The sequence below is a fragment of the Pseudomonas sp. GW821-FHT01E10 genome (assembly GCF_059422365.1).
In genome coordinates, this window is record NZ_JBWKWT010000006.1 from 219,880 (window position 1) to 242,200 (window position 22,321).

At 60.8% G+C, this 22,321-nt stretch carries 20 protein-coding genes; 10 read left to right on the top strand and 10 right to left on the bottom strand.

The features are described from left to right. Positions 1-10: 10 nt before the first annotated feature. Positions 11-598: a LysE family translocator gene (locus AC07V0_RS14245; protein WP_018929638.1), complete on the bottom strand. Its 588-nt coding sequence runs from the start codon at positions 596-598 to the stop codon at positions 11-13. A 241-nt stretch (positions 599-839) separates the two neighbouring features. Here AC07V0_RS14245 and AC07V0_RS14250 point away from each other — a divergent pair, with 241 nt between their 5' ends. Further along, positions 840-1,052 (top strand): DUF1059 domain-containing protein, encoded by a 213-nt coding sequence (locus tag AC07V0_RS14250; protein ID WP_007937743.1) that lies wholly within the window; start codon positions 840-842, stop codon positions 1,050-1,052. Between the two features lie 159 nt (positions 1,053-1,211). Continuing rightward, positions 1,212-1,832: a LysE family translocator gene (locus AC07V0_RS14255; RefSeq protein WP_495019665.1), complete on the top strand. Its 621-nt coding sequence runs from the start codon at positions 1,212-1,214 to the stop codon at positions 1,830-1,832. A gap of 3 nt (positions 1,833-1,835) precedes the next feature. Here AC07V0_RS14255 and AC07V0_RS14260 read toward each other — a convergent pair whose 3' ends face one another. Next, entirely contained in the window at positions 1,836-2,249 is a 414-nt protein-coding gene (locus AC07V0_RS14260; RefSeq protein WP_018929640.1) for a VOC family protein, read from the bottom strand. A gap of 126 nt (positions 2,250-2,375) precedes the next feature. Between AC07V0_RS14260 and AC07V0_RS14265 the strand changes: the two genes are divergently transcribed. The 4 genes from AC07V0_RS14265 (at position 2,376) to AC07V0_RS14280 (ending at position 5,583) form a co-directional block, all read left to right on the top strand. After that, positions 2,376-3,458: a bifunctional transcriptional activator/DNA repair enzyme AdaA gene (locus AC07V0_RS14265; RefSeq protein WP_138867728.1), complete on the top strand. Its 1,083-nt coding sequence runs from the start codon at positions 2,376-2,378 to the stop codon at positions 3,456-3,458. A 45-nt stretch (positions 3,459-3,503) separates the two neighbouring features. After that, positions 3,504-4,316: an isocitrate lyase/PEP mutase family protein gene (locus tag AC07V0_RS14270; RefSeq protein WP_018929642.1), complete on the top strand. Its 813-nt coding sequence runs from the start codon at positions 3,504-3,506 to the stop codon at positions 4,314-4,316. Between the two features lie 73 nt (positions 4,317-4,389). Continuing rightward, positions 4,390-5,007, top strand: a complete 618-nt coding sequence (locus AC07V0_RS14275) for a DNA-3-methyladenine glycosylase family protein (RefSeq protein WP_028940442.1) — start codon at positions 4,390-4,392, stop codon at positions 5,005-5,007. Positions 5,008-5,094: 87 nt separating this feature from the next. Next, positions 5,095-5,583, top strand: a complete 489-nt coding sequence (locus tag AC07V0_RS14280) for a GFA family protein (protein WP_019648936.1) — start codon at positions 5,095-5,097, stop codon at positions 5,581-5,583. Here the strand turns inward: AC07V0_RS14280 and AC07V0_RS14285 are convergent. The 3 genes from AC07V0_RS14285 to AC07V0_RS14295 form a co-directional block, all read right to left on the bottom strand. After that, entirely contained in the window at positions 5,580-6,866 is a 1,287-nt protein-coding gene (locus AC07V0_RS14285) for an ATP-binding protein (RefSeq protein ID WP_495019666.1), read from the bottom strand. The two genes, AC07V0_RS14280 and AC07V0_RS14285, sit on opposite strands and share 4 nt — an antisense overlap. Beyond that, positions 6,867-7,574, bottom strand: coding sequence for a winged helix-turn-helix domain-containing protein (locus AC07V0_RS14290; RefSeq protein WP_495019688.1), 708 nt, complete (start codon positions 7,572-7,574; stop codon positions 6,867-6,869). It abuts the gene before it with no gap. Positions 7,575-7,734: 160 nt separating this feature from the next. Then, on the bottom strand, positions 7,735-8,343 hold the full coding sequence (locus tag AC07V0_RS14295) for a MiaE family protein (RefSeq protein ID WP_018929651.1): 609 nt from the start codon (positions 8,341-8,343) through the stop codon (positions 7,735-7,737). 159 nt (positions 8,344-8,502) lie between these two features. On the opposite strand from AC07V0_RS14295, the gene AC07V0_RS14300 reads away from it, so the two are divergent. After that, positions 8,503-9,366, top strand: a complete 864-nt coding sequence (locus AC07V0_RS14300) for a universal stress protein (RefSeq protein ID WP_018929653.1) — start codon at positions 8,503-8,505, stop codon at positions 9,364-9,366. A 169-nt stretch (positions 9,367-9,535) separates the two neighbouring features. Here the strand turns inward: AC07V0_RS14300 and AC07V0_RS14305 are convergent, their stop codons facing one another. Next, the gene (locus AC07V0_RS14305) at positions 9,536-10,006 is read right to left on the bottom strand and encodes a DUF1289 domain-containing protein (RefSeq protein WP_007937731.1); all 471 of its coding nucleotides are present in this window, start codon (positions 10,004-10,006) and stop codon (positions 9,536-9,538) included. 409 nt (positions 10,007-10,415) lie between these two features. Here AC07V0_RS14305 and acnB point away from each other — a divergent pair, with 409 nt between their 5' ends. Both acnB and AC07V0_RS14315 read left to right on the top strand, forming a co-directional pair. Beyond that, entirely contained in the window at positions 10,416-13,025 is a 2,610-nt protein-coding gene (gene acnB / locus AC07V0_RS14310; RefSeq protein WP_495019689.1) for a bifunctional aconitate hydratase 2/2-methylisocitrate dehydratase, read from the top strand. 146 nt (positions 13,026-13,171) lie between these two features. Further along, the gene (locus AC07V0_RS14315; RefSeq protein WP_258612225.1) at positions 13,172-13,852 is read left to right on the top strand and encodes a glycosyltransferase; all 681 of its coding nucleotides are present in this window, start codon (positions 13,172-13,174) and stop codon (positions 13,850-13,852) included. A gap of 12 nt (positions 13,853-13,864) precedes the next feature. Here AC07V0_RS14315 and AC07V0_RS14320 read toward each other — a convergent pair whose 3' ends face one another. After that, complete coding sequence (locus AC07V0_RS14320; protein ID WP_064618247.1) at positions 13,865-15,145, bottom strand: serine/threonine transporter; 1,281 nt, start codon at positions 15,143-15,145, stop codon at positions 13,865-13,867. Between the two features lie 520 nt (positions 15,146-15,665). Between AC07V0_RS14320 and AC07V0_RS14325 the strand changes: the two genes are divergently transcribed. Then, positions 15,666-16,637 carry a 2-hydroxyacid dehydrogenase gene (locus AC07V0_RS14325; protein WP_018929656.1) on the top strand — a complete coding sequence of 324 codons (972 nt, stop codon included), beginning with the start codon at positions 15,666-15,668 and terminating at the stop codon, positions 16,635-16,637. Here AC07V0_RS14325 and tssA read toward each other — a convergent pair. The 3 genes from tssA to AC07V0_RS14340 are packed head-to-tail and all read right to left on the bottom strand — an operon-like array spanning position 16,634 to position 22,310. After that, positions 16,634-17,731, bottom strand: coding sequence for a type VI secretion system protein TssA (gene tssA / locus AC07V0_RS14330; protein WP_064618248.1), 1,098 nt, complete (start codon positions 17,729-17,731; stop codon positions 16,634-16,636). The genes AC07V0_RS14325 and tssA overlap by 4 nt on opposite strands. Continuing rightward, entirely contained in the window at positions 17,728-21,546 is a 3,819-nt protein-coding gene (locus AC07V0_RS14335) for a type VI secretion system protein (RefSeq protein ID WP_495019667.1), read from the bottom strand. Before AC07V0_RS14335 ends, tssA begins: the two co-directional genes overlap by 4 nt. After that, a complete protein-coding gene (locus AC07V0_RS14340) occupies positions 21,543-22,310 on the bottom strand; it encodes a DotU family type IV/VI secretion system protein (RefSeq protein ID WP_258612227.1) in 768 nt (255 codons plus the stop codon). The genes AC07V0_RS14335 and AC07V0_RS14340 overlap by 4 nt, the downstream gene beginning before the upstream one ends. Between the last annotated feature and the right edge of the window lie 11 nt (positions 22,311-22,321).

The window sequence follows — 22,321 nt, forward strand, 5'->3', positions numbered from 1 at the left end:
GGTATGTTGCTTAGGAAAGCAACAAATACACCGCACTCAGCCCTAGCAACAATGCCATGAGCCGGTTGAACCATCGCATGCCTACAGGATTATTCAGATAACCCTGCAGGCATGTCCCGGCATACGCCCAACAGCCGACTGACACATAGCAGATCACCAGATACACCGCCGCAAACTGCCAGACCAGCCGCGCCTCACCGTCCGCGACGAACGCGCCCATGCCCGCTACACAGGCCAGCCAGGCTTTCGGATTGAGCCATTGCATCATCGCGCCATATAACATCGACGGCGCCCGGCGCGATTTATCCGCATCGATGCGACCATCGTCCGCCGCCAGTTTCCAGGCCATGAACAACAGAAACGCAACACCCGCCAGTTGCACCACTTGCGTCAGCGCCGGCCACAACCGCAATACCTCATGCAACCCCAATCCCATCAATACCAGCAATAAAACGAAACCCAGCGTTGCTCCGGCGACATGTCGCTGACTGGCGCGAAAACCGAACTGCGCCCCCGAACTCAACGCCACAATGTTCACCGGCCCCGGTGTAATGGAAGCGACCAAGGCAAACGCCGCCATGGAAAGAATCAGACTCATTGCATACCTTCTTCAATTCAGTTGAACCAGGGCTCAAGGTAAAGAGCCAGGGGAATGCTGTATTGAAGAAAACAACCCTTGCCTGTCCCGCGACGCATGTCACTTCCTGTAGGTTGCAAGACTGTCACGAGGGACCTTATGGCGGGCCTATACTTCAAGAGTCGGCACACTCGATGCGGGGCGCGTCGAGTGATCGTTCACGCAGGCCACAGCCTGCCTTCATCGTAGGGAGGAGAAGATCATGGCGCGTAAATACATCGACTGCCGCGAGTTCCCAAGCGCGTCCAAATGCTCGGTCGCCCTGTCCGCAGACTCTGAAAACGAACTGCTGGAGGCCGCGGCACAGCATGCGGTCAGTGTTCACAAGCACACCGATTCACCAGAACTGCGTGCTCAACTGAAGACAATGTTCCACGACGGCACCCCGCCCGTAGAAGCACCGCGTCCGGCGTAGGAACGCAAAAAGGGACAGACCACGATTCAAGGCAAATGCCGAACAATCGTGGTCTGTCCCGTGTTTTTCTCTGTACGGCTATTTGCATCCACCGCTGTATGGGCCAAATCACCAACCACCCGTGATAAAAATACCGCTCTCGTTCCTGGAGCCCCGTTCATGGACCTCGCCACCCTCCTCCTGTTTTTGCCGGCCTGCTTCGCCCTGAACATGGCCCCCGGCCCAAACAATCTGTTGTCGGTCAGCAACGCCACCCGTTATGGCTATCGTCGCGCCTGTGTGGCCGGCGTCGGGCGTTTGCTGGCGTTTGCCGGGATGATTGGCCTGGCCGCCGCCGGATTGTCGGTGGTGCTGAAAACCTCGGAATGGCTGTTCTACGCGATCAAGATCATCGGTGCCGCTTACCTGTTGTACCTGGCGTGGCAACTGTGGCGTGCCAATCCCGAGGCCGAGCAGCACATCACCGGCACGCCGGTGGGGATCCTGGCCCTGGCGCGGCAGGAGTTTCTGGTGGCAGCGGGTAATCCCAAGGCCATTTTGCTGTTCACCGCCTTCCTGCCGCATTTCGTCGACCCGACCCAGGCGGTGGCGCCACAATTCGCGGTGCTCGGCGCGTTGTTCCTGCTGCTGGAATGGATTGCCATCAGCGCCTACGCCTACATGGGCCTGCACATGCGCCGCTGGTTTGCAGAACCACGGGGCAAGCGGCTGTTCAACCGTTGCTGCGCGGGGTTGCTGTCGGCGGCAGCTTCGGTGCTGTTGATGGCGAAACGGGCCTGACCTTTACGCTTGGGACGGTCCTTTCAGTTCGACCTGGTTGCCGTCCGGATCGAAGCAATAGATCGACAGCCCGTTGCCTTCGGCACCAAAACGCACGGCGGCTTTCTCGGGTTTCAGGCCGAAGGACTGCAAGTGACTGACCAGCGCATCCTCGTCAAACGGTTCGATGCGCAGGCAGAAGTGGTCGACGTTGCGCCGTTCGCGACCAGCGGCAGCCCCGCCCGTGCGGCCGAGTTCGCCCTGGATATCGACGAGGTCGATCATCGAGGTGCCCGCACGCAAATGCACCAGGCCCAGATCGTCGCGGCGCTTGACCAGTTCGGCGCCGAGTACCTCGCCGTAAAACGCGATGCTGCGTTCGAGGTCCTCGACGCGCAGGACGATGTGATCGATGTGTTTAATCGTGAATGCTTGCATTGGGATGGATTCCTGAAAATATCGTTTACAGCATTGCCGGTGACCCGATGACTGTAGCTCAGGGTACAGAAATTCTCTGTCGATTTTCCGGTGGAGGCGCCAGGCAACGCGGCTTATGCTCAGCCCATGAACCTACAAAACGCTGTGCTTCCGCCCCACGCCGAGATGGTTCGCGCCATGCTCGAACGCGACACCGCCTACGAGGGGGTGTTCTTTACCGCGGTCAAAACCACCGGCATCTTCTGCCGCCCCAGTTGCACGGCGCGCAAACCGAAGCCGGAAAACGTCGAGTTCTTCGCCCATGCCGATGAGGCGATGTCGGCGGGTTATCGAGCCTGCCTGCGGTGCAAGCCGCTGGACGCCGCGGCCATTGCGCCGGACTGGGTGCAACGACTGCTGAAATCCGTCGACGCCGACCCCGACCAGCGCTGGACCGATGCCCAATTGCTCGCCGAGGGCATCGAGCCGCTGAAACTGCGGCGCTGGTTCAAGCAGCATTTCGGCATGACCTTTCACGCCTGGTTGCGCAGCCGACGCCTGGGCATCGCCCTCGGTGGCATCAAACAGGGCGAATCCATCGACAACGCGGCGTTCGATTCCGGCTACGAATCCTTGAGCGGTTTTCGCGATGCGTTTCAAAAGTCATTCCACATCACCCCCGGTCGCGCCGCCCACAGCGAGCCGTTGCTGTTCACCCGATTGACCACGCCACTGGGACCGATGATCGCCATGGCCGAACGGCGTGGGCTGGTGCTATTGGAGTTTCTCGACCGACCGGCATTGACCAAGGAAATCGAAGAACTGCAGAACCATTATGGCTACGCCGTGGCCCCCGGACACAACGGGCATTTACAGCAGATCGAAGAGGAACTGGCGCAATACTTCGCCGGCAAACGGAGCGAATTCAACGTGCCCCTGCACCTGCCCGGCAGCGCGTTCGCCAAGCAGGTGTGGAGCGAATTGATGAAGATCCCCTACGGCCAGACCAGCACCTATGGCGCGATTGCCGCGCAACTGGGCAAGCCCGGCGCCAGTCGCGCCGTGGGCATGGCCAACGGACAAAACCGTCTGGCGATCGTGCTGCCCTGTCATCGGGTGATCGGCGCAGACGGTTCGTTGACCGGCTATGGTGGTGGACAACCGCGTAAAGCGTTTCTGCTCAGGCTGGAAAGCGCCGCGGTGCAAATCACCCAACAACTGGCATTCTGATCACTCCATTGTTTTTCAATAAAAAGTCATAAGGAGGGACATTCAATGGACACACTCGACACTCAATTCCATCAACTGCACCAGAGCGGGCTGTTGATTCTGACCAACGTCGCCGACGCCACCGGGGCGCGACTGGTGGAACAGCTGGGCAGCAAAGCCGTGGCCACCAGCAGCGCAGCGGTGGCCTGGGTGCATGGTTATCCGGATGGCAACACCTTGCCGCTTGAGCGGCTGGTTTCCACCGTCGAATCCATCGCCCGGGTCATAAGCGTGCCGTTGAGCGTGGACATTGAGGCGGGTTATTCCGATGACCTGGAGCGAGTTGCGCAAGTGGTCGACGCGGTGATCGCCGCCGGTGCCGTGGGGATCAATATCGAGGACGGTGCTGCCTCGCCCGACCTGCTGGCCCGCAAGATCGAAATCGCGCGCCAGGTTGCCAATCGCCGGGATGTGAAGCTGTTCATCAATGCCCGCACTGACGTGTACCTCAGGGGCCTGGTGCCGGCCGAAGATCGCGTCGCCGAGACGCTCAAACGCGCCGCGTTGTATCAGGCGGCCGGTGCCGACGGACTGTTCGCCGCTGGCGTCACGGCGGCGTACGAGATCGACGCCCTGTGCCACGGCACGACGCTGCCGCTGAACGTGCTCGGCTTCCCGGGCCTGCCTTCGCCTGAAGAACTGCAAGCCCTTGGCGTGCGCCGTTTGAGCGCCGGCTCGGGCATCGCCGAATTCCTCTACGGCGCCATGGCCGGCCTGGCCAAAAGCTTTCTGCAAACCGGCACGCTCGACAGCAGTCACCTCAAGGCCTTCACCTACAGCCAAGTGAACGCCCTGCTGGCCCCGACCGGGAAAGTTTGACCGCAAGCAATGGAGTGCGGCGCTGCGGGGAGACGACTAGTCTTCCCGCTGCCACCCGCCCCCAGGATGCTCCATGCCCGACAACTATCAACTGGCCAGCCAATTCCTCTCGGCCCTCGATGCCGACTGGCAGCGCCACATCAGCGCCATCGGCCCCTGCCTGCATCAGCCCCATGCGGCGCGCGATCCTTATGAATCGCTGGTGCGGGCGATTGCCTATCAGCAACTGCATGCAAAGGCTGGCGATGCGATTGTCGGCCGGCTGCTGGCGTTGTTTCCCGCGAGCACCTTCCCCAGACCCGAGCAGATCCTGGCGACCGACTTCGAGCAGATGCGCGGTTGCGGCTTTTCCGCCAGCAAGATCGCAACCATTCAGGGCATCGCCCAGGCGGCTCTGGACGGCGTGGTGCCGGACTACGCCACGGCGCTGGCGATGGACGATGAAGCATTGATCGAGCGTTTGATCACCTTGCGCGGAGTGGGCCGCTGGACCGTGGAGATGCTGCTGATCTACAGCCTGGAGCGCCCGGACGTTTTGCCGGCCGATGACTTTGGAGTGCGAGAGGGTTATCGCCGGTTGAAGGGGCTGGAACAACAGCCGAGTCGCAAGCAGATGATTGATATCGGGTTGGCATGGAGCCCTTATAGGACGGTGGCGTCGTGGTATTTGTGGCGGGTGCCTAACCGGTAGACCGCGACAACGCAGGCATAAATTCAAGTGCAGAAACGCTTACGGTCTAGTCTGTCTTGAGTCATCCCAACCCCATCGGAGGCTCCCATGCAGCTCGAAGGCTCCTGCCATTGCGGCGCGGTGTCGTTCAGCCTGACCAGCGCCCACCCCTACCCTTATCAGCGTTGCTACTGCTCCATCTGTCGCAAGACCCAGGGCGGTGGCGGTTATGCGATCAACCTGGCGGGCGACGCCCAGAGCCTCAAGGTGCGTGGTCGCAAGCACATCTCGATTTACCATGCGCGGCTCAAGGACGAAGGCGATAAGCGCGCCCGGCGCAGCACCGCCGAGCGGCATTTCTGTTCCCTGTGCGGCTCGGGATTATGGCTGTTCAGCCCTGAATGGCCGGAGCTGATTCACCCGTTTGCCTCGGCCATCGACACCCCGTTGCCGGTGCCGCCCGAGCACACGCACCTGATGCTCGGCTCCAAGGCGCCGTGGGTGGAAGTCGAGGTGTATCCGGGGGACCAGCAATTCGAGGTCTACCCGGTAGAATCCATTGCCCAGTGGCATGAACGCCTGGGCTTGAGCCGCTAATCCAAATGCGCCCAGGTCATGCGAAACGACGCCCCGCCCCACGGCGAATCCGCCACTTCCACTTGCCCGCCATGGGATTGAGACACCCGCCGCACCAGCGCCAGGCCCAGGCCGAAACCACCGGTGCGGCGGTCGCGGCTGGCATCGAGGCGCGAGAACGGTTCGAAGATTTTCTCCCGCCCGTCCAGCGGCACGCCCGGCCCATCATCGTTGACCTGCACCTCGTAGTGATCACCGGTGCGCACCAACGACACTTCCACCCGCTGGTCGGCATAACGAATGGCGTTGCGCAGCAAATTGATCACTGCCCGGGCCATGAAGCGCGGTTCGATACGAATTTCGTCAACCTGACATTCGACAATCAGCAGTTGCACCCCGGCGGCTTCAGCCTCCAGCGTCACGCTGCCCACCACGCTGTCTAACCAATGGCTGGCCTGAATGTTCTCCCGGGTAATCACCGTGGCGCCGCGTTCAAGGCTGGCGTACGTCAGCAACTCGGAAACCATTTCTTCCAGCTCGCCAAGGTCGGCGTACATGTCGGCGATCAACTCGCGGCTCTGGGTTGGGTCGGGCTGTTGCTTGAGTTGGTCGAGTTCGAACGACAACCGCGCGATGGGTGTGCGCAGCTCATGGGACACCGCGTTGGTCAGCTCGCGCTGGTTGGCGATCAGCCCCTCGATGCGCGCGGCCATCAGGTTGAAGTGTTCGGCCAGGTCACGAATATTCGAGCGCTTGGACAGCTGGATACGCGCCGACAGGTCGTTATCGCCAAAGCGTTCGGCGGCCAGGCGCAGTGTCTCCAGATCGCGCCAGTGCGGGCGCACCCAGAAAAACAACACAAAACCGATCATCACCGCGATCATCAGATAGGCCGCGGCAATGTAGAACGGCATCAGACTCGGCTCGGCCGGCAGCTTGATGCTGAGCAACTGCGAACCGTCGTCAATGCGCGAGATGAACTGCGTGTACTTGTCGCGCATCACCAGCAGGCCCTGGGCCAACTCGGCTTGTTCCTGATCGGTCAGAGACAATTGATCGGTCTCGACCAGAGCCAGGCCCAAACCGTAGTGAGGGCGTATGGCTTCCAACTGTCGCTCCCGGGCCGGACTGTCCAGGCCGCGCAATTGCTCGACCAGCGACCAGGCCTGACCACGCACCGCCTCTTGGTTGTAGCTGCGCATCTGACCATCGAGCAGCGCATCGAACGTGCGCTCGACGGTTTGCAGCCCCAGTACCAGGCCAACCGTCATCACCAGAAACAGTCCCAAAAATAACCGCAGCATCTACAGCTCCCACGCAAACGGATTGAACAGATAGCCCTTGCCCCACACGGTCTTGATGCACACCGGTTCGCGCGGGTTGTCCTTGAGCTTGCCGCGCAGTTTGCTGATGTACACGTCGACGCTGCGGTTGAGGCCGTCGAAGGCGATACCGCGCATGCGGTTGAGGATGTCGTCGCGGGACAGCGTCTTGCCGGCAGCGCTGGCCAGCAACCACAGCAGTTCGAATTCCATGGTGGTGAGCTCGATGCCCTCGCCCGCCAGGCGCACTTCGCGGCAATTGCGATCGATGCTCAGATGGCCGAATTCCAGTGAGCTGCACACACTGCTGTCCGGCATCTGACGGCGTTGCAAGGCACGCAGACGAGCGAGCAGCACGGGGGGCTTGATGGGTTTGATCACGTAGTCGTCGGCACCGGATTCCAGGCCGAGTATGTGATCGAGGTCGTCTTCCTTGGCGGTGAGAATGACGATGGGGGTGTCGGATACGCTGCGGATTTCGCGGCACACGTGCAGGCCGCTCTGGCCCGGCAACATCAGGTCGAGTACGACGATTTTCGGCTTGATTTCAAGGAAAGCGGCTACCGCGAGATCTCCGCGGTGTACCTCGCGGACTTCAAAACCGTGTTGGGACAGGAAATGCGCAATCAGCCCGGCGAGCTTCTCGTCGTCTTCCACCAGCAATACTTTGCCAAAACCCAGACTCTCCATGATGACCGTCTGCCAACCCTTGAATGAAATGGCCGGCATTATGGCGCCAATCGGTGAAGGGACGGTTATCGCAGACAGCAAAAACCGGCCATGGAAGCCGGTTTTTGGCGATGTTTCATTCTTTTAAGAGTTTTTTACAATTATTGAAGATGACACGTTGTCACGCCGCGACCGGCACACCACTGTGAAACCTGAACTCCACATCCGGCGACTCGATCAACGCCTGTTCGGCGTCGCGCACCTTGTCGATCACCTGGGCGATGTCCTTGGCGTCACCGTATTGATAGGCCAGTTTCAGATACCCCTGGAAATGCCGGGCCTCGCTTTTCAGCAGGCCGAAATAGAACTTGCCCAGCTCCTCATCCAGATGCGGCACCAACGCCTCGAAACGCTCGCAACTGCGGGCTTCGATGAACGCGCCGACCACCAGCGTATCCACCAGCTTCACCGGCTCGTGGCTGCGCACCACTTTGCGCAGCCCCGAGGCGTAACGCCCGGCGGACAGCTGGCGCAGTTCAATCTTGCGCCTTTTCATCAGGCGCATGACCTGCTCGTGGTGCACCAGCTCTTCCCGGGCCAGACGCGACATCAGGTTGATCAGATCGACGTGGGAGTGATACTTGGCAATCAGGCTCAACGCCGTGCTGGCCGCCTTGAATTCGCAGTTTTTGTGGTCGATCAGCAGCGTTTCCTGATCGGCCAGCGCGGCCTGGACCCAACCGTCGGGCGTGCGGCAGCCGAGGAACTCGTGAATTTCGGGAAGGATCATGGGGCTCACGGATAAAAGGTTCAAAACGAAGGGCGCCGATTATACCGGCCTGCCGACAGACCACCAGTCGCCACCGTTGATATGCATCAAGTCGCGAATGCCCGACCAGCAACTATAGTTGTCCAACGCAGTGTTTTTACCTTCCTGGAGATCCCGATCATGCAAGCCATTCGCAGCATTCTGGTGGTCATCGAACCCGAACACTCGGAAAGCCTGGCGCTCAAACGGGCCAAATTGATCGCTGGCGTGACCCAGGCTCATCTGCACCTGCTGGTCTGCGATAAAAAGCATGATCACAGCGCGATGCTCGGCGTGCTCAAGGCGGCCCTGCTGGCGGACGGGTACAACGTCACCACCGAGCAAGCCTGGAACGAAAGCCTGCACGACACCATTATCGATGTGCAGCAGGCTGAAGGTTGCGGGCTGGTGGTCAAGCAGCATTATCCCGACAGCCCACTGAAAAAGGCCCTGCTGACCCCGGCGGACTGGAAACTGCTGCGCTACTGCCCGACTCCGGTGCTGCTGGTGAAAACCGCCAAACCCTGGACCGGTGGCGTGATCCTGGCAGCCATCGATGTCGGCAACATGGACGGCGAACACCGCACCCTGCATGCCAGCATCATCGATCATGGCTACGACATTGCCAGCTTGGCCAAAGCCCATCTGCACGTAATCAGCGCCCATCCGTCGCCGATGCTGTCGGCGGCCGACCCGACGATGCAGCTCAAGGAAACCATCGAGGCCCGTTACCGCGAGCAGTGCCAGGCGTTTCAGGCCGAGTTCGACATCGACGACGACCACCTGCACATCGAGGAAGGCCCGGCGGATGTATTGATTCCATTCATGGCCCATAAGCTGGGGGCCTCCGTGACGGTGATCGGCACGGTGGCGCGGACCGGGTTGTCCGGGGCGTTGATCGGCAATACGGCGGAAGTGGTGCTCGATGCGCTGGAAAGCGATGTGCTGGTGCTCAAGCCGGACGACATCATGGATCACCTGGAAGAGATCGTGACCCGGCATTGAGGCTACGAAGACTTGTGGCGAGGGAGCTTGCTCCCGTTGGGTTGCGAAGCGACCCCAATTCGGTCAGCGCAGTGTGTCAGACAAAAATCATTGGCCGATTGACGACTGCTGCGCAGCCGAACGGGACGGTGCGGCGTTCCGACAAGCTCCCTCGCCACAGGTTAAGCAATCAGCCGCCAAAGGCGTCTTTTAGGAACCCCGGCGCAATGTAGCGCTGGTAATGCGCTTCCGAGAGCAGGAAAAATTCCCGATCAATGGCATCGCGCAATTCCGGCAGGTTCCAGTCGCGGAACTCCGGCAGCAGCACCATTCCGTAGGCTTCCAGATTATTGATGACCCGCGCGCCCCGGGCGATCAACTGATAAGCCCAGCAATACTCCGACTGATGCGGCACAAAGCGGATCTTGCGCTGTTCCAGCTGCATTCTCAGCAGCGCGGGATCGAAAATTTCTACCTTGGCAGCCATCACCTGCGACAACAGCTGCTCAAGCCGCAACCACACCGCGCGTTTTTCTTCCTCGTTGTAACCGTTCCAGTGGATCACTTCGTGATGGAAACGCTTGCAGCCACGGCACACCAAATCACCGTAAACAGTGGAGCAGAGGCCGACGCAGGGGGTCTTGATGGTCTGATTGGGCATAGGTAGACAAAACACGGGAAAGCAGAACAGGTCGGCATGTTAGCCCTTTGTCTAACATTCATCACCCCTCAAAGTTTTGGACCTAACTTACCTTTCAAATTTTTTTGCCGTAGAATCAGCCAGCCTTTTAAGGCGCCAATGTCCGTTAAGAAGCTGTTTTCAAAGCGTCACGAGCACAGTCGTTCCTTCAGAGCGGTGTTGGCGAAGGGTTTTTCCAGCGGGGAAAAGCCCAACGCCAACCCTCATCAGCTCCCCGTTCTGCAGGCGTAAAACTTTGAAAGCAGCTTCTGTAAGGAATTGCCGGTAATTCTGGCTAAGCGGCCCACAACGCCACGCAGCGCATGAGTACGGTAATTTCGGGATGAGCGTCCCGGACACCCATTTGGGACCACTGATGAGGGTAATAACTGTGCTTGAAGCCTACCGCAAACATATCGAAGAGCGCGCAGCACTGGGTATCGTTCCCCAGCCGCTTAACGCCGAACAAACTGCAGGCCTGGTCGAGCTGCTGAAGAATCCCCCGGTTGGCGAAGAAGCTTTCCTCGTTGACCTGATCACCAATCGCGTTCCGCCAGGAGTGGACGAAGCCGCCTATGTAAAGGCCGGTTTCCTGTCTGCCCTCGCCAAGGGCGAAGCCAAATCCCCTCTGATCGACAAGAAGCGCGCTGTTGAACTGCTCGGCACCATGCAGGGCGGCTACAACATCGTGACCCTGGTAAACCTGCTGGACGACGCCGAACTGGCGCCAGTGGCTGCCGAAGAACTCAAGCACACCCTGCTGATGTTCGATGCCTTCCACGACGTGGCTGAAAAAGCCAAGAACGGCAACGTTCACGCCAAGGCCGTGCTGCAGTCCTGGGCTGACGGCGAGTGGTTCAAGAAGCGCCCTGTGCTGGCCGACAAGATCAGCCTGCGCGTCTTCAAGGTGACCGGCGAAACCAACACCGACGACCTGTCCCCTGCTCCAGACGCCTGGTCGCGTCCAGACATCCCGCTGCACGCCCTGGCCATGCTGAAAATGGCCCGTGACGGCATCGTTCCGGACGAACAAGGCAAGACCGGCCCGATGAAGCAGATCGAAGAAATGCGCGGCCAGGGCTTCCCTATCGCCTACGTCGGTGACGTGGTCGGTACCGGTTCCTCGCGTAAATCCGCTACCAACTCGGTACTGTGGTTCTTCGGCGACGACATTCCTTACGTGCCGAACAAGCGCGCTGGCGGTTTCTGCTTCGGCAGCAAAATCGCTCCGATCTTCTACAACACCATGGAAGATGCCGGCGCACTGCCAATCGAGTTCGACGTTTCCAACATGAACATGGGCGATGTGATCGACCTGTACCCGCATGCTGGCAAAGTCACCAAGCACAACAGCGACGAAGTCCTGACCACCTTCGAAATGAAGACCCCGGTTCTGCTGGACGAAGTCCGCGCCGGCGGCCGTATTCCGCTGATCATCGGCCGTGGCCTGACCGAGAAGGCTCGCGCCGAACTGGGTCTGCCACCGTTCGACCTGTTCAAGAAGCCTGAAGCACCGGCCGAAAGCACCAAGGGCTTCACCCTGGCGCAGAAAATGGTCGGCAAGGCTTGCGGCCTGGCAGAAGGCAAAGGCGTTCGTCCTGGCACCTACTGCGAACCGAAGATGACCACCGTGGGTTCCCAGGACACCACCGGTCCAATGACCCGTGACGAACTGAAGGACCTGGCGTGCCTGGGCTTCTCCGCTGATCTGGTGATGCAGTCCTTCTGCCACACCGCGGCTTATCCAAAGCCGATCGACGTGACCACCCACCACACCCTGCCTGACTTCATCATGACCCGCGGCGGCGTTTCCCTGCGTCCGGGCGACGGCATCATCCACTCGTGGCTGAACCGCATGCTGCTGCCAGACACCGTGGGTACCGGTGGCGACTCGCACACCCGTTTCCCGATGGGCATCTCGTTCCCGGCCGGTTCCGGTCTGGTCGCGTTCGCCGCAGCCACCGGCGTCATGCCGCTGGACATGCCGGAATCGATCCTGGTGCGCTTCAAAGGCAAAATGAAACCTGGCATCACCCTGCGTGACCTGGTTCATGCCATTCCTTACTTCGCCATCCAGAACGGTCTGCTGACCGTCGAGAAGAAAGGCAAGAAAAACGCCTTCTCCGGCCGCATCCTGGAAATCGAAGGCCTGGAAGGCCTGACGCTGGAACAGGCTTTCGAGCTGTCCGACGCGTCGGCCGAACGTTCGGCTGCCGGTTGCACCATCAAGCTGTCGAAAGAGTCGATCACCGAGTACCTGCAATCCAACATCACCCTGCTGCGCTGGATGATCGGCGAAGGCTACGGCGATGCACGTACCCTGGAGCGTCGCGCTCAAGCGATGGAAGCCTGGATCGCCAACCCGCAACTGATGGAAGCCGATGCCGACGCCGAATACGCCGAAGTCATCGAAATCGATCTGGCGGACATCAATGAGCCTGTGCTCTGCGCACCGAACGATCCGGACGACGCCCGTCTGCTCTCCAGCGTTGCTGGCGAGAAGATCGACGAAGTGTTCATCGGTTCGTGCATGACCAACATCGGTCACTTCCGCGCTGCCGGCAAGTTGCTGGAACAGGTCAAAGGTCAGCTGCCAACCCGTCTGTGGCTGTCGCCGCCGACCAAAATGGACGCTCACCAGCTGACCGAAGAAGGCTACTACGGCATCTACGGCAAGGCCGGCGCACGCATGGAAATGCCGGGCTGCTCGCTGTGCATGGGTAACCAGGCACGTGTAGAGCCGAACTCCACCGTGGTGTCGACGTCGACCCGTAACTTCCCGAACCGTCTGGGTGACGGCGCGAACGTCTACCTGGCTTCGGCCGAGCTGGCGTCCGTTGCGTCCATCCTGGGTCGCCTGCCGACCGTCGAGGAGTACATGGAATACGCAGGCAAGATCGACAGCATGGCGGCCGACGTTTACCGCTACCTGTCCTTCGACCAGATCGCCGAGTTCCGTGAAGCTGCTGCGAACGCCAACATCCCGGTCGTTCAAGCCTAACGCTACAAAGCCATAAAAAACGCCGCCCATCGTGAGATGAGCGGCGTTTTTTATGCCTGACGCCGATTACCCAGCTATCTTTGCCTGATGTCGGCACCAGGACGGCGTGCCACGAGGCCCCACGGGCCTTATCTCAAGGAGGAGTCATGCGGGTCATCCTGATCGCCATCGGTTCGCCCGGTGACGTTTTCCCCTTCATTGGCCTGGCCAATGCGCTGAACCTGCGCGGTCATCGCGCGACCTTGTGCAGCCTGCCGGCGTTCAAAGCCACCGTCGAACAGTACGGGCTGGAATTCGAGCCGTTAGGCCAGCAAACCTGCGACGACGCGCCCCGCCCGCGAGACTCGAAAAGCGCTTTGGCAGAGCAGTGGAACGCAGTCTCGCACCTGCTCGAACCGACCTATGACTACATCGCAGCGCGGCGCCATGAGGATATCGTGGTGGTGGGCTCGTTTTGGGCGTTGGGCGCACGTGTGGCCCAGGAGACGTTCGGCATTGCCTACCTTTCGGTACAGATTTCACCGTTCTTGCGCGAGGTCCATCGGCTGGCGCTGGACCAGCTCTGTGCGCCATCACTTAACGCCTTGCGCGCCAGAAAGGGCCTGAGCGGGACGGTTCAACACGTTATGAGCCAATGGATGCATTCGCCGGACGGCGTGATCAGCTTCTGCCCCGAGTGGTTCGCACCGCAGCAAGCTTCTGCGCCGGCCACGCTGTGCAAGGCCTGCGAAAAAGCCGTTGCGGCTATCGAGCATTGCCGCCAGCGAACCAAAGGTCGTCTGGCCGGGCATTCGAAGGGGGCGATCAACCGGGGCAGCTCCGATTGATCGCCCGCTGTTTCAGGCGCTGAGCGAGTAGATCAACGCCGAAATGGCCACCAGGCCCACCAGCGTCACGAAGACGTTGGAGGCTTGGCCACGGTAACGCGCCATCGCCGGTACTTTGCGGATCGCGTACATCGGCATCAGGAACAGAATCGCCGCGATGACCGGGCCACCGAGGGTTTCGATCATGCCGAGAATGCTCGGGTTCAGGGTCGCGACGACCCAGCAGACCACCAGCATGAACGCTGCGGTCATGCGGTCCAGGGTCTTCGGCGCCGGGCGTTTGCCGCTCTTGACGATCAAGCCCTTCAAGCCTTCGCTTGCGCCGATGTAGTGGCCCAGGAATGACTTGGAAATGGCCACGAAGGCAATCAACGGCGCCGCGAAGGCGATGGTCGGGTTGCTGAAGTGGTTGGCCAGGTACGACAGGATCGACAGGTTCTGTGCCTTGGCTTCCGCCAGTTGCGCCGGCGACAGGGTCAACACGCAGCTGAAGACGAAGAACAGCACCATCACCACCATCAAGAGGTGGGCGCGGGACAGGATCTGCGAACTGCGCTCTTGGGCATGCGTGCCGTAGCGACGTTTCTGGTCCACCGCGAACGCCGAAATGATCGGCGAATGGTTGAACGAGAACACCATCACCGGAATCGCCAGCCACAGGGTGTGCAGCAGCGCCGACGACTCAGGCAGCGTGGACGCGGTGCTGAGGATGCCGCCATTCCAGTGAGGAATCAGGAACACCGCCAGGAACAGCAGCGCGACGATGAACGGATACACCATCAGGCTCATGGCCTTGACGATCACCTGCTCACCGCAACGCACCACCGCCAGCAGGCCGAGAATCAGCACGAACGACAGCACGGCGCGCGGTGGCGGCATGATGTGCAGCTGATGTTCGAGGAAACTGCCCACGGTGTTGGTCAGGGCCACGCTGTAGATCAGCAGGATCGGGAAGATCGCGAAGAAATACAACAAGGTGATCAGCGCACCGGCCTTAATGCCGAAATGTTCTTCCACCACTTCGGTGATGTCTGCACCTTCACGACCGGACAGCACAAAGCGGGTCAGGCCACGGTGCGCGTAAAACGTCATGGGGAACGCCAGCAATGCCAGGATCAGCAACGGCCAAAAGCCGCCCAGCCCCGCGTTGATGGGTAAAAATAGGGTACCGGCCCCGATTGCCGTGCCAAACAGGCCCAGCATCCAGGTGGTGTCATGGCGATTCCAGCTTTCGAGGCTCGCTGGTGTCGCCGCTACATAGCGTTCGTCGACGCTATTGGCCTGATCATTCATCCGGTCGGATCTCCGCTTTCCGGTCACTTGCCACTCGGTCAGGACGCGTCGGAAAAAACCGACAGACATGCTCCGGCCGAAACAGGGGCGGGATTCTCCGCGATAAACGAGCAGAAGCAAAGGCTTAGCTGAGCAATGGTTGTGCGGAGCAGATCAAAGGCCTGTCGCTTTTAGAAAAATAATTGTCGGCAGCGGGTATGCGATGTGTCGTTTTCTGACACGCTTTAGTAAACCCTAATGTACGGTGTGCCTGACGAACCGCAGCGCCTGACTTTACGACTGCTGCGCAGCCGAACGCAGGCTCGACAACTGCTGCGGCAATTTCATCGCGGACAAATCCTCTCCACCTGCCGCGCACTGATCTAGTGTTGTATCTAAGACGCTCGCCGGTATCGCCAACGCCTGCACAGGTGCTTGCCAACCAATAGCCTATGATCTCGGACCATTGCCAATCTGCTCTGGAGTCAGCAATCTGACGCGACGTTCGAGCCCCACACTCCGCTGCCCACAGGAGCCCAGCATGACCGCAACCGTTCTGGTACTGGTTGAAACCATCAATGAATACCTGCCGATTCTCGAACATCAGGGGTTTCATTTGATCCTGGCCCCAACCCCGGCCGAGCGCGCTGCCGCCATTGCCCGGCAGGGCAGCCAGATCGATGCGGTGCTGACGCGTGGCCCGTTGGGCCTGTATGCCAATGAAATCGCCGCCCTGCCCAACCTCAAGATCATCTGCGTGATCGGCGCCGGTTACGAACACGTCGACCTGCAGGCCGCCGTCAACCGGGGCATCACTGTCACCAACGGCGCCGGCGTCAATGCCTCCTCCGTTGCCGATCACGCCATGGCGTTGCTGCTGGCACTGGTTCGTGACATCCCTCGGGCAGATGCTGCCGTCCGTCGGGGCGAGTGGCCGAAGATCATGCGTCCTTCGCTGGCCGGCAAACACATAGGCATCCTCGGCCTCGGTGCCGTTGGCCTCGCTATCGCCAAACGTGCCGCCAACGGCTTCGATATGAGAGTGAGTTACCACAACCGCCAGCATCGCAGCGATGTGCCGTACAGCTATTGCTCGACGCCTACCGAGCTGGCACGCCAATCAGACTTTCTGATAGTTGCCACCCCGGGCGGGATCGGCACCCAACACCTGATCAACCGGCAAGTGCTCGACGCCCTGGGGCCTAACGGTTTCCTCGTCAACATCGCCCGAGCCAGCGTGGTCGTCACGGCAGACCTGATCACCGCGCTCGAACAGCGGCGGATCGCCGGTGCCGCGCTGGATGTCTTCGACCACGAACCCCAGGTACCGGACGCCCTCAAGGGGTTGGCCAACGTGATTCTGACTCCGCATGTCGCCGGATTGTCCCCGGAGGCCACCCAAGGCACCGTCGAGCTGGCCGGCAAAAACCTGACGGCGTTTTTTTCCGGTCAACCGGTACTGACGCCCATTGCGTTACCGCCACCGTCGACAACCACCCGGCTCAATCACTAAAGAACGCCCAACAGTGTCCAGAGTCGTCGGGATTCGGCATCGGCGCTGATCAGCTCGCCCAGCAGCTCGCTCAGGGGCTTGTTGCCCCACTCCACACCCCGCTTGATCAGATAGGGCACCGGGCTGTGGGGTTCGGTGCGCGCCAGGTACTCGGCGATCAGCAGCAATTGCCGGTACGCCTCTTCACGATTCGCCGGTTCGCTGAACACCTGGGGCACTGCAAGGACTTCAGGCGCGGCGGTCGGGCTGGGGCTCGATGCAGCCACCACTGGCGTTTCGACCGGAGGCGCCGGGGTCGGTTTTCGTGGATGCATGGCGATAAACTCCTGAACCAGGGTCAACAACGCGTCGATCACGTCCTGCAGCGCCTTGAAGCCTGGGGCCTGATTCCCGAGAAAAGCGTCGCTCCACACCTCCAGGCGCTGCAAGTGCTGCTGACTGAGCAGCAGACTGCCCTGGCTGCGCAACCAGAATGACAACGGTGTGGCACGAATCTGTTCGGTGATTTTTTTCTGTTCGTTGCGCGCGTTCTCGGCCGAGGTCTTGGCCGCTTTACTGTCGCTGCCCTGCACCTGTTGCAACTGCAACCGGCGCCAGGCGTCCAGACAGAAGCCGTCGAATTCGTGGTTGTGCGGTTCGAACAACGGCACTCGGGTCAGCAACACTTCAGCGTAGCGTCGAGCCAACCATTCCAGCGGTATCACTCGCCACGACAGGTCGCCATCCTCAGCCTGTGGGTGCAGGTGTTCGGGATAGCGTTCGCACAACCCGGCCACCAGCGCCAGGCTGCCCGGCAACCCATCGAGCCCGTCCTGATGCAGCCAGGCCTCCCCCAGCCAAGCGCTGAGCATCAAATCCTTGCTGCGCTCGAGCAGCAGGCTCGTGGCCAGTTTTTCCAGTTCCGGCCACTGGGCGCGCTTGATCGACGACTGCCACACCCCCGTCGGCAAACTGGTGTCATCCTCGCGGCGCAATTCGCGCAACCGGTCGAACTCGGGTTCATAACGCAAATCCTGACCACAAGGCGCCTCCTTGCTGATCGGTTCGAGCAGTTGCGTAATCAGTTCCGGCAACGGTGTTGATGGTTGATTCACAGGCCCTCCTCCTCATGGGATTCAATCGCCGCGGTCGAGCGCGTCACCAGGAACGGTGAACGCGGAGCCCGGGTCGGCAAGGGCTGAATGGACAACGGCAATTTCGAGCCCTGGGTCATCAACGACAGGCGCACAAACATCAGGGTTTGCTCCGCTGCGCTGGCCTGCGTGGTCACGGGCAGGCGCAAGGTCAACGGAAAATCCGTGTAGTCCAGGTTCGGCTGGCGCTGCACCGACACGTGCGAACGCATCAAGCGCAACAGCGACCATGGACCGCTGTACTCCCAACCCGCTTCCAGATCACGCACCACCAGGCTCGGCTGTAACGGATCGTTGGCCGGACGCTGATAGCCATTTCTGGCCCAACGCAAGGTCAGCCGGACTGGTTGGCCGACCATCCAGCGCAGGTTCTGCTGAGCCTCGCCGGGGTAGTTGATCTGTTGATTCCCGGCATTCAAGCCCCAGGCAATCACCTGGTCGGCACCGCGCTCTTCCTCCCGATCGGTGCGCCAGCGCACATCCATCTCCACCCCCAGCACGCCGCTCTTGTCGCGCACGAACATCGGCCCCAGCCAGGTGCTGGCTTGCTTCAGACGATTGAGAAAGTCCTCGGCGGCCAGGCGTTCCGGGGTCTGGCTCAGAGCCAATCCGGCCTGCGCCACCGGCAAACGCTTGTCGATCAGCTCCAGCAAATGCTGGACCCGGGCCGGGTCGGCGTCGCTGGCCTGCAAGCCATTGGCAAACGGAAAGCGCTCTGCCAGGTACTGGTTGAAATAATTGGCCAGCTCATTCCAGGCCGCCGCAGCCTGCTGCTGTTGCAGGAACTGGCAGCGTTGCATGGCGGTTTGTTGCAGATCCACGGCGCGCAATGCCAACGTTCCGCGCCCGCCGGACAGGTTGGCGGTTTGCAGGATCTGGCCACAGGACGCGACGTCCATTTCGATGAAGTCGCGGCTCACCAACTGCTCGATCTGCGCTGGCGAACTGGCGGGGTTCTGTTCTTTGTATTTGAGCAGTTCATCGTTGAGCGCACTGAACTGCGTCACCCGTTCGTAATCCAGCGCCGAGAGGTTCTGTTGCTGGACTTTCAGCCATTCCAGCGCCGAAGTGCGGCGCTCGGTGATGCCGAGCATGGTATTGAACTGCTGCTTGAGGCTCAGTTTCAGATCCTGAACATCATTGGCGCCGTACAGTTGCAGGCCGAAGTTTTTCGAGCCGTCCCACTGGCTGATTTCGGTGCGCCCGCTGAACAGCGGCTGGGCGACGATTTCATCGAGGCCACTGACGATGTCGGCCAGGGCGCGGCGGTTCAAAGCGGTTTGCAAACGCGTGGCCAGATCGCTGCGGCGCACTTCGACAAAAGCCTTTTGCAAGGCAATCGCCTGAGAGGCCTGCACATTGAAGACACCACTTTGGACCTGCGCATTGTGCTCGCGCAGGCTCGACAACATGGCCTTGACCACCGCGCCTTCGGCCGCTTGCAGCAACGCGCCGCGATACGCCGGGGGGATGCGCGGCAGCTCTTCGGCGGCATAACTCTTGTAACTGGCGAAGTAGTTCAGCGCACTGTCGAGGTCGTCGCCATCAACACCGCGCCCCTGTCCATCCGGGACGTCGGACTGATCCGCCTGCAAGGCGATGGCGACGAAATCACGCTTGAACAGTGCCTGCACCGCGTTGTTCAACTGCACCACATGCTCCTGCAAGACCAGTTGCCCGCTGCCTTGCTGAATCAGCAAATTGTCCCTGGCCCCGGTCTGGGTGATCCACTGGTCACGAAAGCTCTGCTGCAACTTCGACGCCTGTTGATCCAGTTGCTGTTCGACCTGCGGACCAAGCAATGTGCTTTGGCGCACCTTGTCCATCATCGCCCGGTAACCGGGCACCAGATCCTGTCCCTTGCCCCGGCTCCACGCCGAGTTGGTCAAGCCGACCAGCGCTTGCAGGTCGTCGATCAACGCCCGCAGATCTTCCAGCTCGGTGAGGGAATTGCCGCTGCCGACCTCCAGCCGCTCCAGGTGCAAACGTAGATAACCGGCCTGACGGACAAAGTTGTCAGCGAGAAAATACTGGTCCAGCCAGCGCTCCATGAGCCCGAGGAAGTTTTCCTCGATCTGCGCGCGCTCGACGCTCAGGTCAAGTGGTTTCAACTCACTGTTGTCGACATCCAGCAGCACCCGGTTGTAAAAACCGGCGCGGTGCAACGTGCCAGCGTTGAGGTTCAGCGACAGGGCGTTGTTGCTCAGCAACACCAGGTCTTCGAGCGGCGCCTTGGTGTTGTTCAGCGCCTGACTGAACCACTGGTTCTGCTGCTCCAGACTCACCGCACGCTCGACCAGCTCCGTGGCCTTGACGTAGTTTTGCCATTGGGCCGGGTCTTCGCTTTCGACGTTGCCCCGTCGTTCGGTGTTGCGAATGGTCTTGAGTTGCGCCAGATCCGCGCTCAACAGATCGCGCAGCGGCAACAACAAGTGACTTTGTGCGGTCAGGCGCAATTCGTTCTCCAACTGCGCATCCAGCGAGGAGAACCAGGAGGTCGGAAACACCACCGAGGTGAAGCGCCAGCGCTGCGCCTTCTCCAGCACCCGCCAGAAACCCTGGACGTTGCGCCGGGTCGCCTCCAGCCGATGAGATTCATCCGTGACCGCCACGTAATTTTTCTGCGCCCCTTGCATCAGGCGCGACAACTCATGGGCATCCTTTTCCGAGTCCTGCCACACCCACAGCATGCCAGCGCCCCAGAGCAGCGCGACCACCAGCGCCACCCCACCGGTCACGCGCTGCCAGCGCTGACGCAGGCGTAACAGACGCGGCACCACCTGAGCCAGACCGCGCTCGGCGACCACCCGCCGCTGCCACAGTTGCCGGGCGAAAGCGCTCTGCTGCAAGCCGGTGTCGTAGGCCGAAAACCCGTCGGCGCTGTCATCCGAGGGCTGGTTGGCGGTGAAATAAACCCCGCGAAAACGCGGTGCTTCGCCTTGCGCATTACCCTGGAAAACCGGTTCCAGCAAGGATTGCAGATTGCGCCGCAAGGCTTCGAAGCGTTCCGGCAAGCCGTACAGATCGACGCTCAATTGCCCGGACAAGGCGCCGATTTCGATGATCGATTCCGCCAGGGCCCGGTTGACCTGATCCAGCGCCTGATCGCTCCATTGCGCCTGCCACACCGCATCGGCCCCGTGGGGCGAGGACCAGCCGAGCGTACGTTCGCGAGCCTCGACCGGCAGCGCGCTAATCAACTCCTGAAAACCCGGCAACTCTTCCATGCCGGTAACGACCACGCACACCGGCAGACTCAAACCGAAGCGCTGCAATAGATCGATAAAACGTCGACGCGCCGCCAGGCCGAGGGCCGCCGCCTGCTCGGCATTGCCCAGCCGACTGATCGGCACCGTCCAGATCACGCCGTCCAGCGGACGCTGACTGCGCAAGCGCAGGATCAAACCCAGCAAGCGCCACCAGCCACCCCGTTGCAGGTGCATGCCTTCATCCGGCAAAAACAGCGCCTGGGGCACCACCAATACGGCACCTTCGGGGTCCGACCACCAGCGACCGAACCAGCCCGGTTTGTCGGTGGGCTGCAAGCGCCACTGGGTGCACAACTGCGTGCCCTGAGTCTCGTTGCCGAGCATCAGCAGCCAGGGAATCTGGTAGCGATCCTGGGTGCCCTGCTCCTGCTCCATCTGCCGCACCGCCAGGTAAAAACTGCGGATCGCCGCGCCGCTTTGCGTGCGCAACCACCAGACTGCCACGGCGACAATCGCCAGCACCAACAGCACGACGATGATCAGGCCGATAATCCCCAGCGTGCTCATGAGTCTTGCTCCGAGGTGGCCACCGAATCGGTCAGTTGCAAGACCGGTTCGAGCTCCTGGCGAATGTCACGCCAGAACAACTGCCCCAACCCGGTCAGCAGCAGGACCACGGCAAGAATTCCCAACCCCAGGCGAAAGCCATCGGGCAACGAAAGACGCACCGGCAATTGCAGCGGCGTCACCGCCGAAGGTTGTTCGAGCCGGGCGCTGACATCGGCATAATCCGCCTCGTGCTGCCAGGCAAAGGTGAACAGCGCCAGGCGCCATTTTTCATGCTGGGCCTGATTCTGTTCACCCCGCAGACGCCCCTGAAAGCCCAGTACCAGGCACTGCAAATAGACATTGGCCAGATCGCGAGTGGTAGGGATTTGCTCATCCAGCAGTTCCTTGATCGCCAACGGTATCCGCTCGCCGGCCTGACGACTGGAGTACATCCGCGATTCCAGGGGTTTATCCTGCCAGGCCGACTGGCCCGGCCACGGCGTGAACAGCAAGGTTTCATCGACCAGCGCGACAAAGGCATAAACCAGCGCTTTGACTTGTTCGGTGGCGGCATCACCGACTTTGGCAAAAGCCGTTCGCCAGAGTCGCTGGGAGATTTGCGTGGAGAGTTCGACCACCGCTTCCACCAGCGCTTCGTCTTCGCTGTCCTTGGGCAACTGGCTCCAGTCCTGGGACCATTGCTGCCAGGCCTGGCGAAAAGCACTGCTCAGCGGCGCTTCGTTGAGGCCTCGTGTACCTGTCCCGGCATTCCCCTCAGACATATGACGTTCCT

Excerpts from the sequence above, each read along its gene's own strand:
- AC07V0_RS14245 (WP_018929638.1), bottom strand. The coding sequence starts at position 598 with ATGAGTCTGATTCTTTCCATGGCGGCGTTTGCCTTGGTCGCTTCCATT.
- AC07V0_RS14250 (WP_007937743.1), top strand. The coding sequence starts at position 840 with ATGGCGCGTAAATACATCGACTGCCGCGAGTTCCCAAGCGCGTCCAAA.
- AC07V0_RS14255 (WP_495019665.1), top strand. The coding sequence starts at position 1,212 with ATGGACCTCGCCACCCTCCTCCTGTTTTTGCCGGCCTGCTTCGCCCTG.
- AC07V0_RS14260 (WP_018929640.1), bottom strand. The coding sequence starts at position 2,249 with ATGCAAGCATTCACGATTAAACACATCGATCACATCGTCCTGCGCGTC.
- AC07V0_RS14265 (WP_138867728.1), top strand. The coding sequence starts at position 2,376 with ATGAACCTACAAAACGCTGTGCTTCCGCCCCACGCCGAGATGGTTCGC.
- AC07V0_RS14270 (WP_018929642.1), top strand. The coding sequence starts at position 3,504 with ATGGACACACTCGACACTCAATTCCATCAACTGCACCAGAGCGGGCTG.
- AC07V0_RS14275 (WP_028940442.1), top strand. The coding sequence starts at position 4,390 with ATGCCCGACAACTATCAACTGGCCAGCCAATTCCTCTCGGCCCTCGAT.
- AC07V0_RS14280 (WP_019648936.1), top strand. The coding sequence starts at position 5,095 with ATGCAGCTCGAAGGCTCCTGCCATTGCGGCGCGGTGTCGTTCAGCCTG.
- AC07V0_RS14285 (WP_495019666.1), bottom strand. The coding sequence starts at position 6,866 with ATGCTGCGGTTATTTTTGGGACTGTTTCTGGTGATGACGGTTGGCCTG.
- AC07V0_RS14290 (WP_495019688.1), bottom strand. The coding sequence starts at position 7,574 with ATGGAGAGTCTGGGTTTTGGCAAAGTATTGCTGGTGGAAGACGACGAG.
- AC07V0_RS14295 (WP_018929651.1), bottom strand. The coding sequence starts at position 8,343 with ATGATCCTTCCCGAAATTCACGAGTTCCTCGGCTGCCGCACGCCCGAC.
- AC07V0_RS14300 (WP_018929653.1), top strand. The coding sequence starts at position 8,503 with ATGCAAGCCATTCGCAGCATTCTGGTGGTCATCGAACCCGAACACTCG.
- AC07V0_RS14305 (WP_007937731.1), bottom strand. The coding sequence starts at position 10,006 with ATGCCCAATCAGACCATCAAGACCCCCTGCGTCGGCCTCTGCTCCACT.
- AC07V0_RS14315 (WP_258612225.1), top strand. The coding sequence starts at position 13,172 with ATGCGGGTCATCCTGATCGCCATCGGTTCGCCCGGTGACGTTTTCCCC.
- AC07V0_RS14320 (WP_064618247.1), bottom strand. The coding sequence starts at position 15,145 with ATGAATGATCAGGCCAATAGCGTCGACGAACGCTATGTAGCGGCGACA.
- AC07V0_RS14325 (WP_018929656.1), top strand. The coding sequence starts at position 15,666 with ATGACCGCAACCGTTCTGGTACTGGTTGAAACCATCAATGAATACCTG.
- AC07V0_RS14335 (WP_495019667.1), bottom strand. The coding sequence starts at position 21,546 with ATGAGCACGCTGGGGATTATCGGCCTGATCATCGTCGTGCTGTTGGTG.
- AC07V0_RS14340 (WP_258612227.1), bottom strand. The coding sequence starts at position 22,310 with ATGTCTGAGGGGAATGCCGGGACAGGTACACGAGGCCTCAACGAAGCG.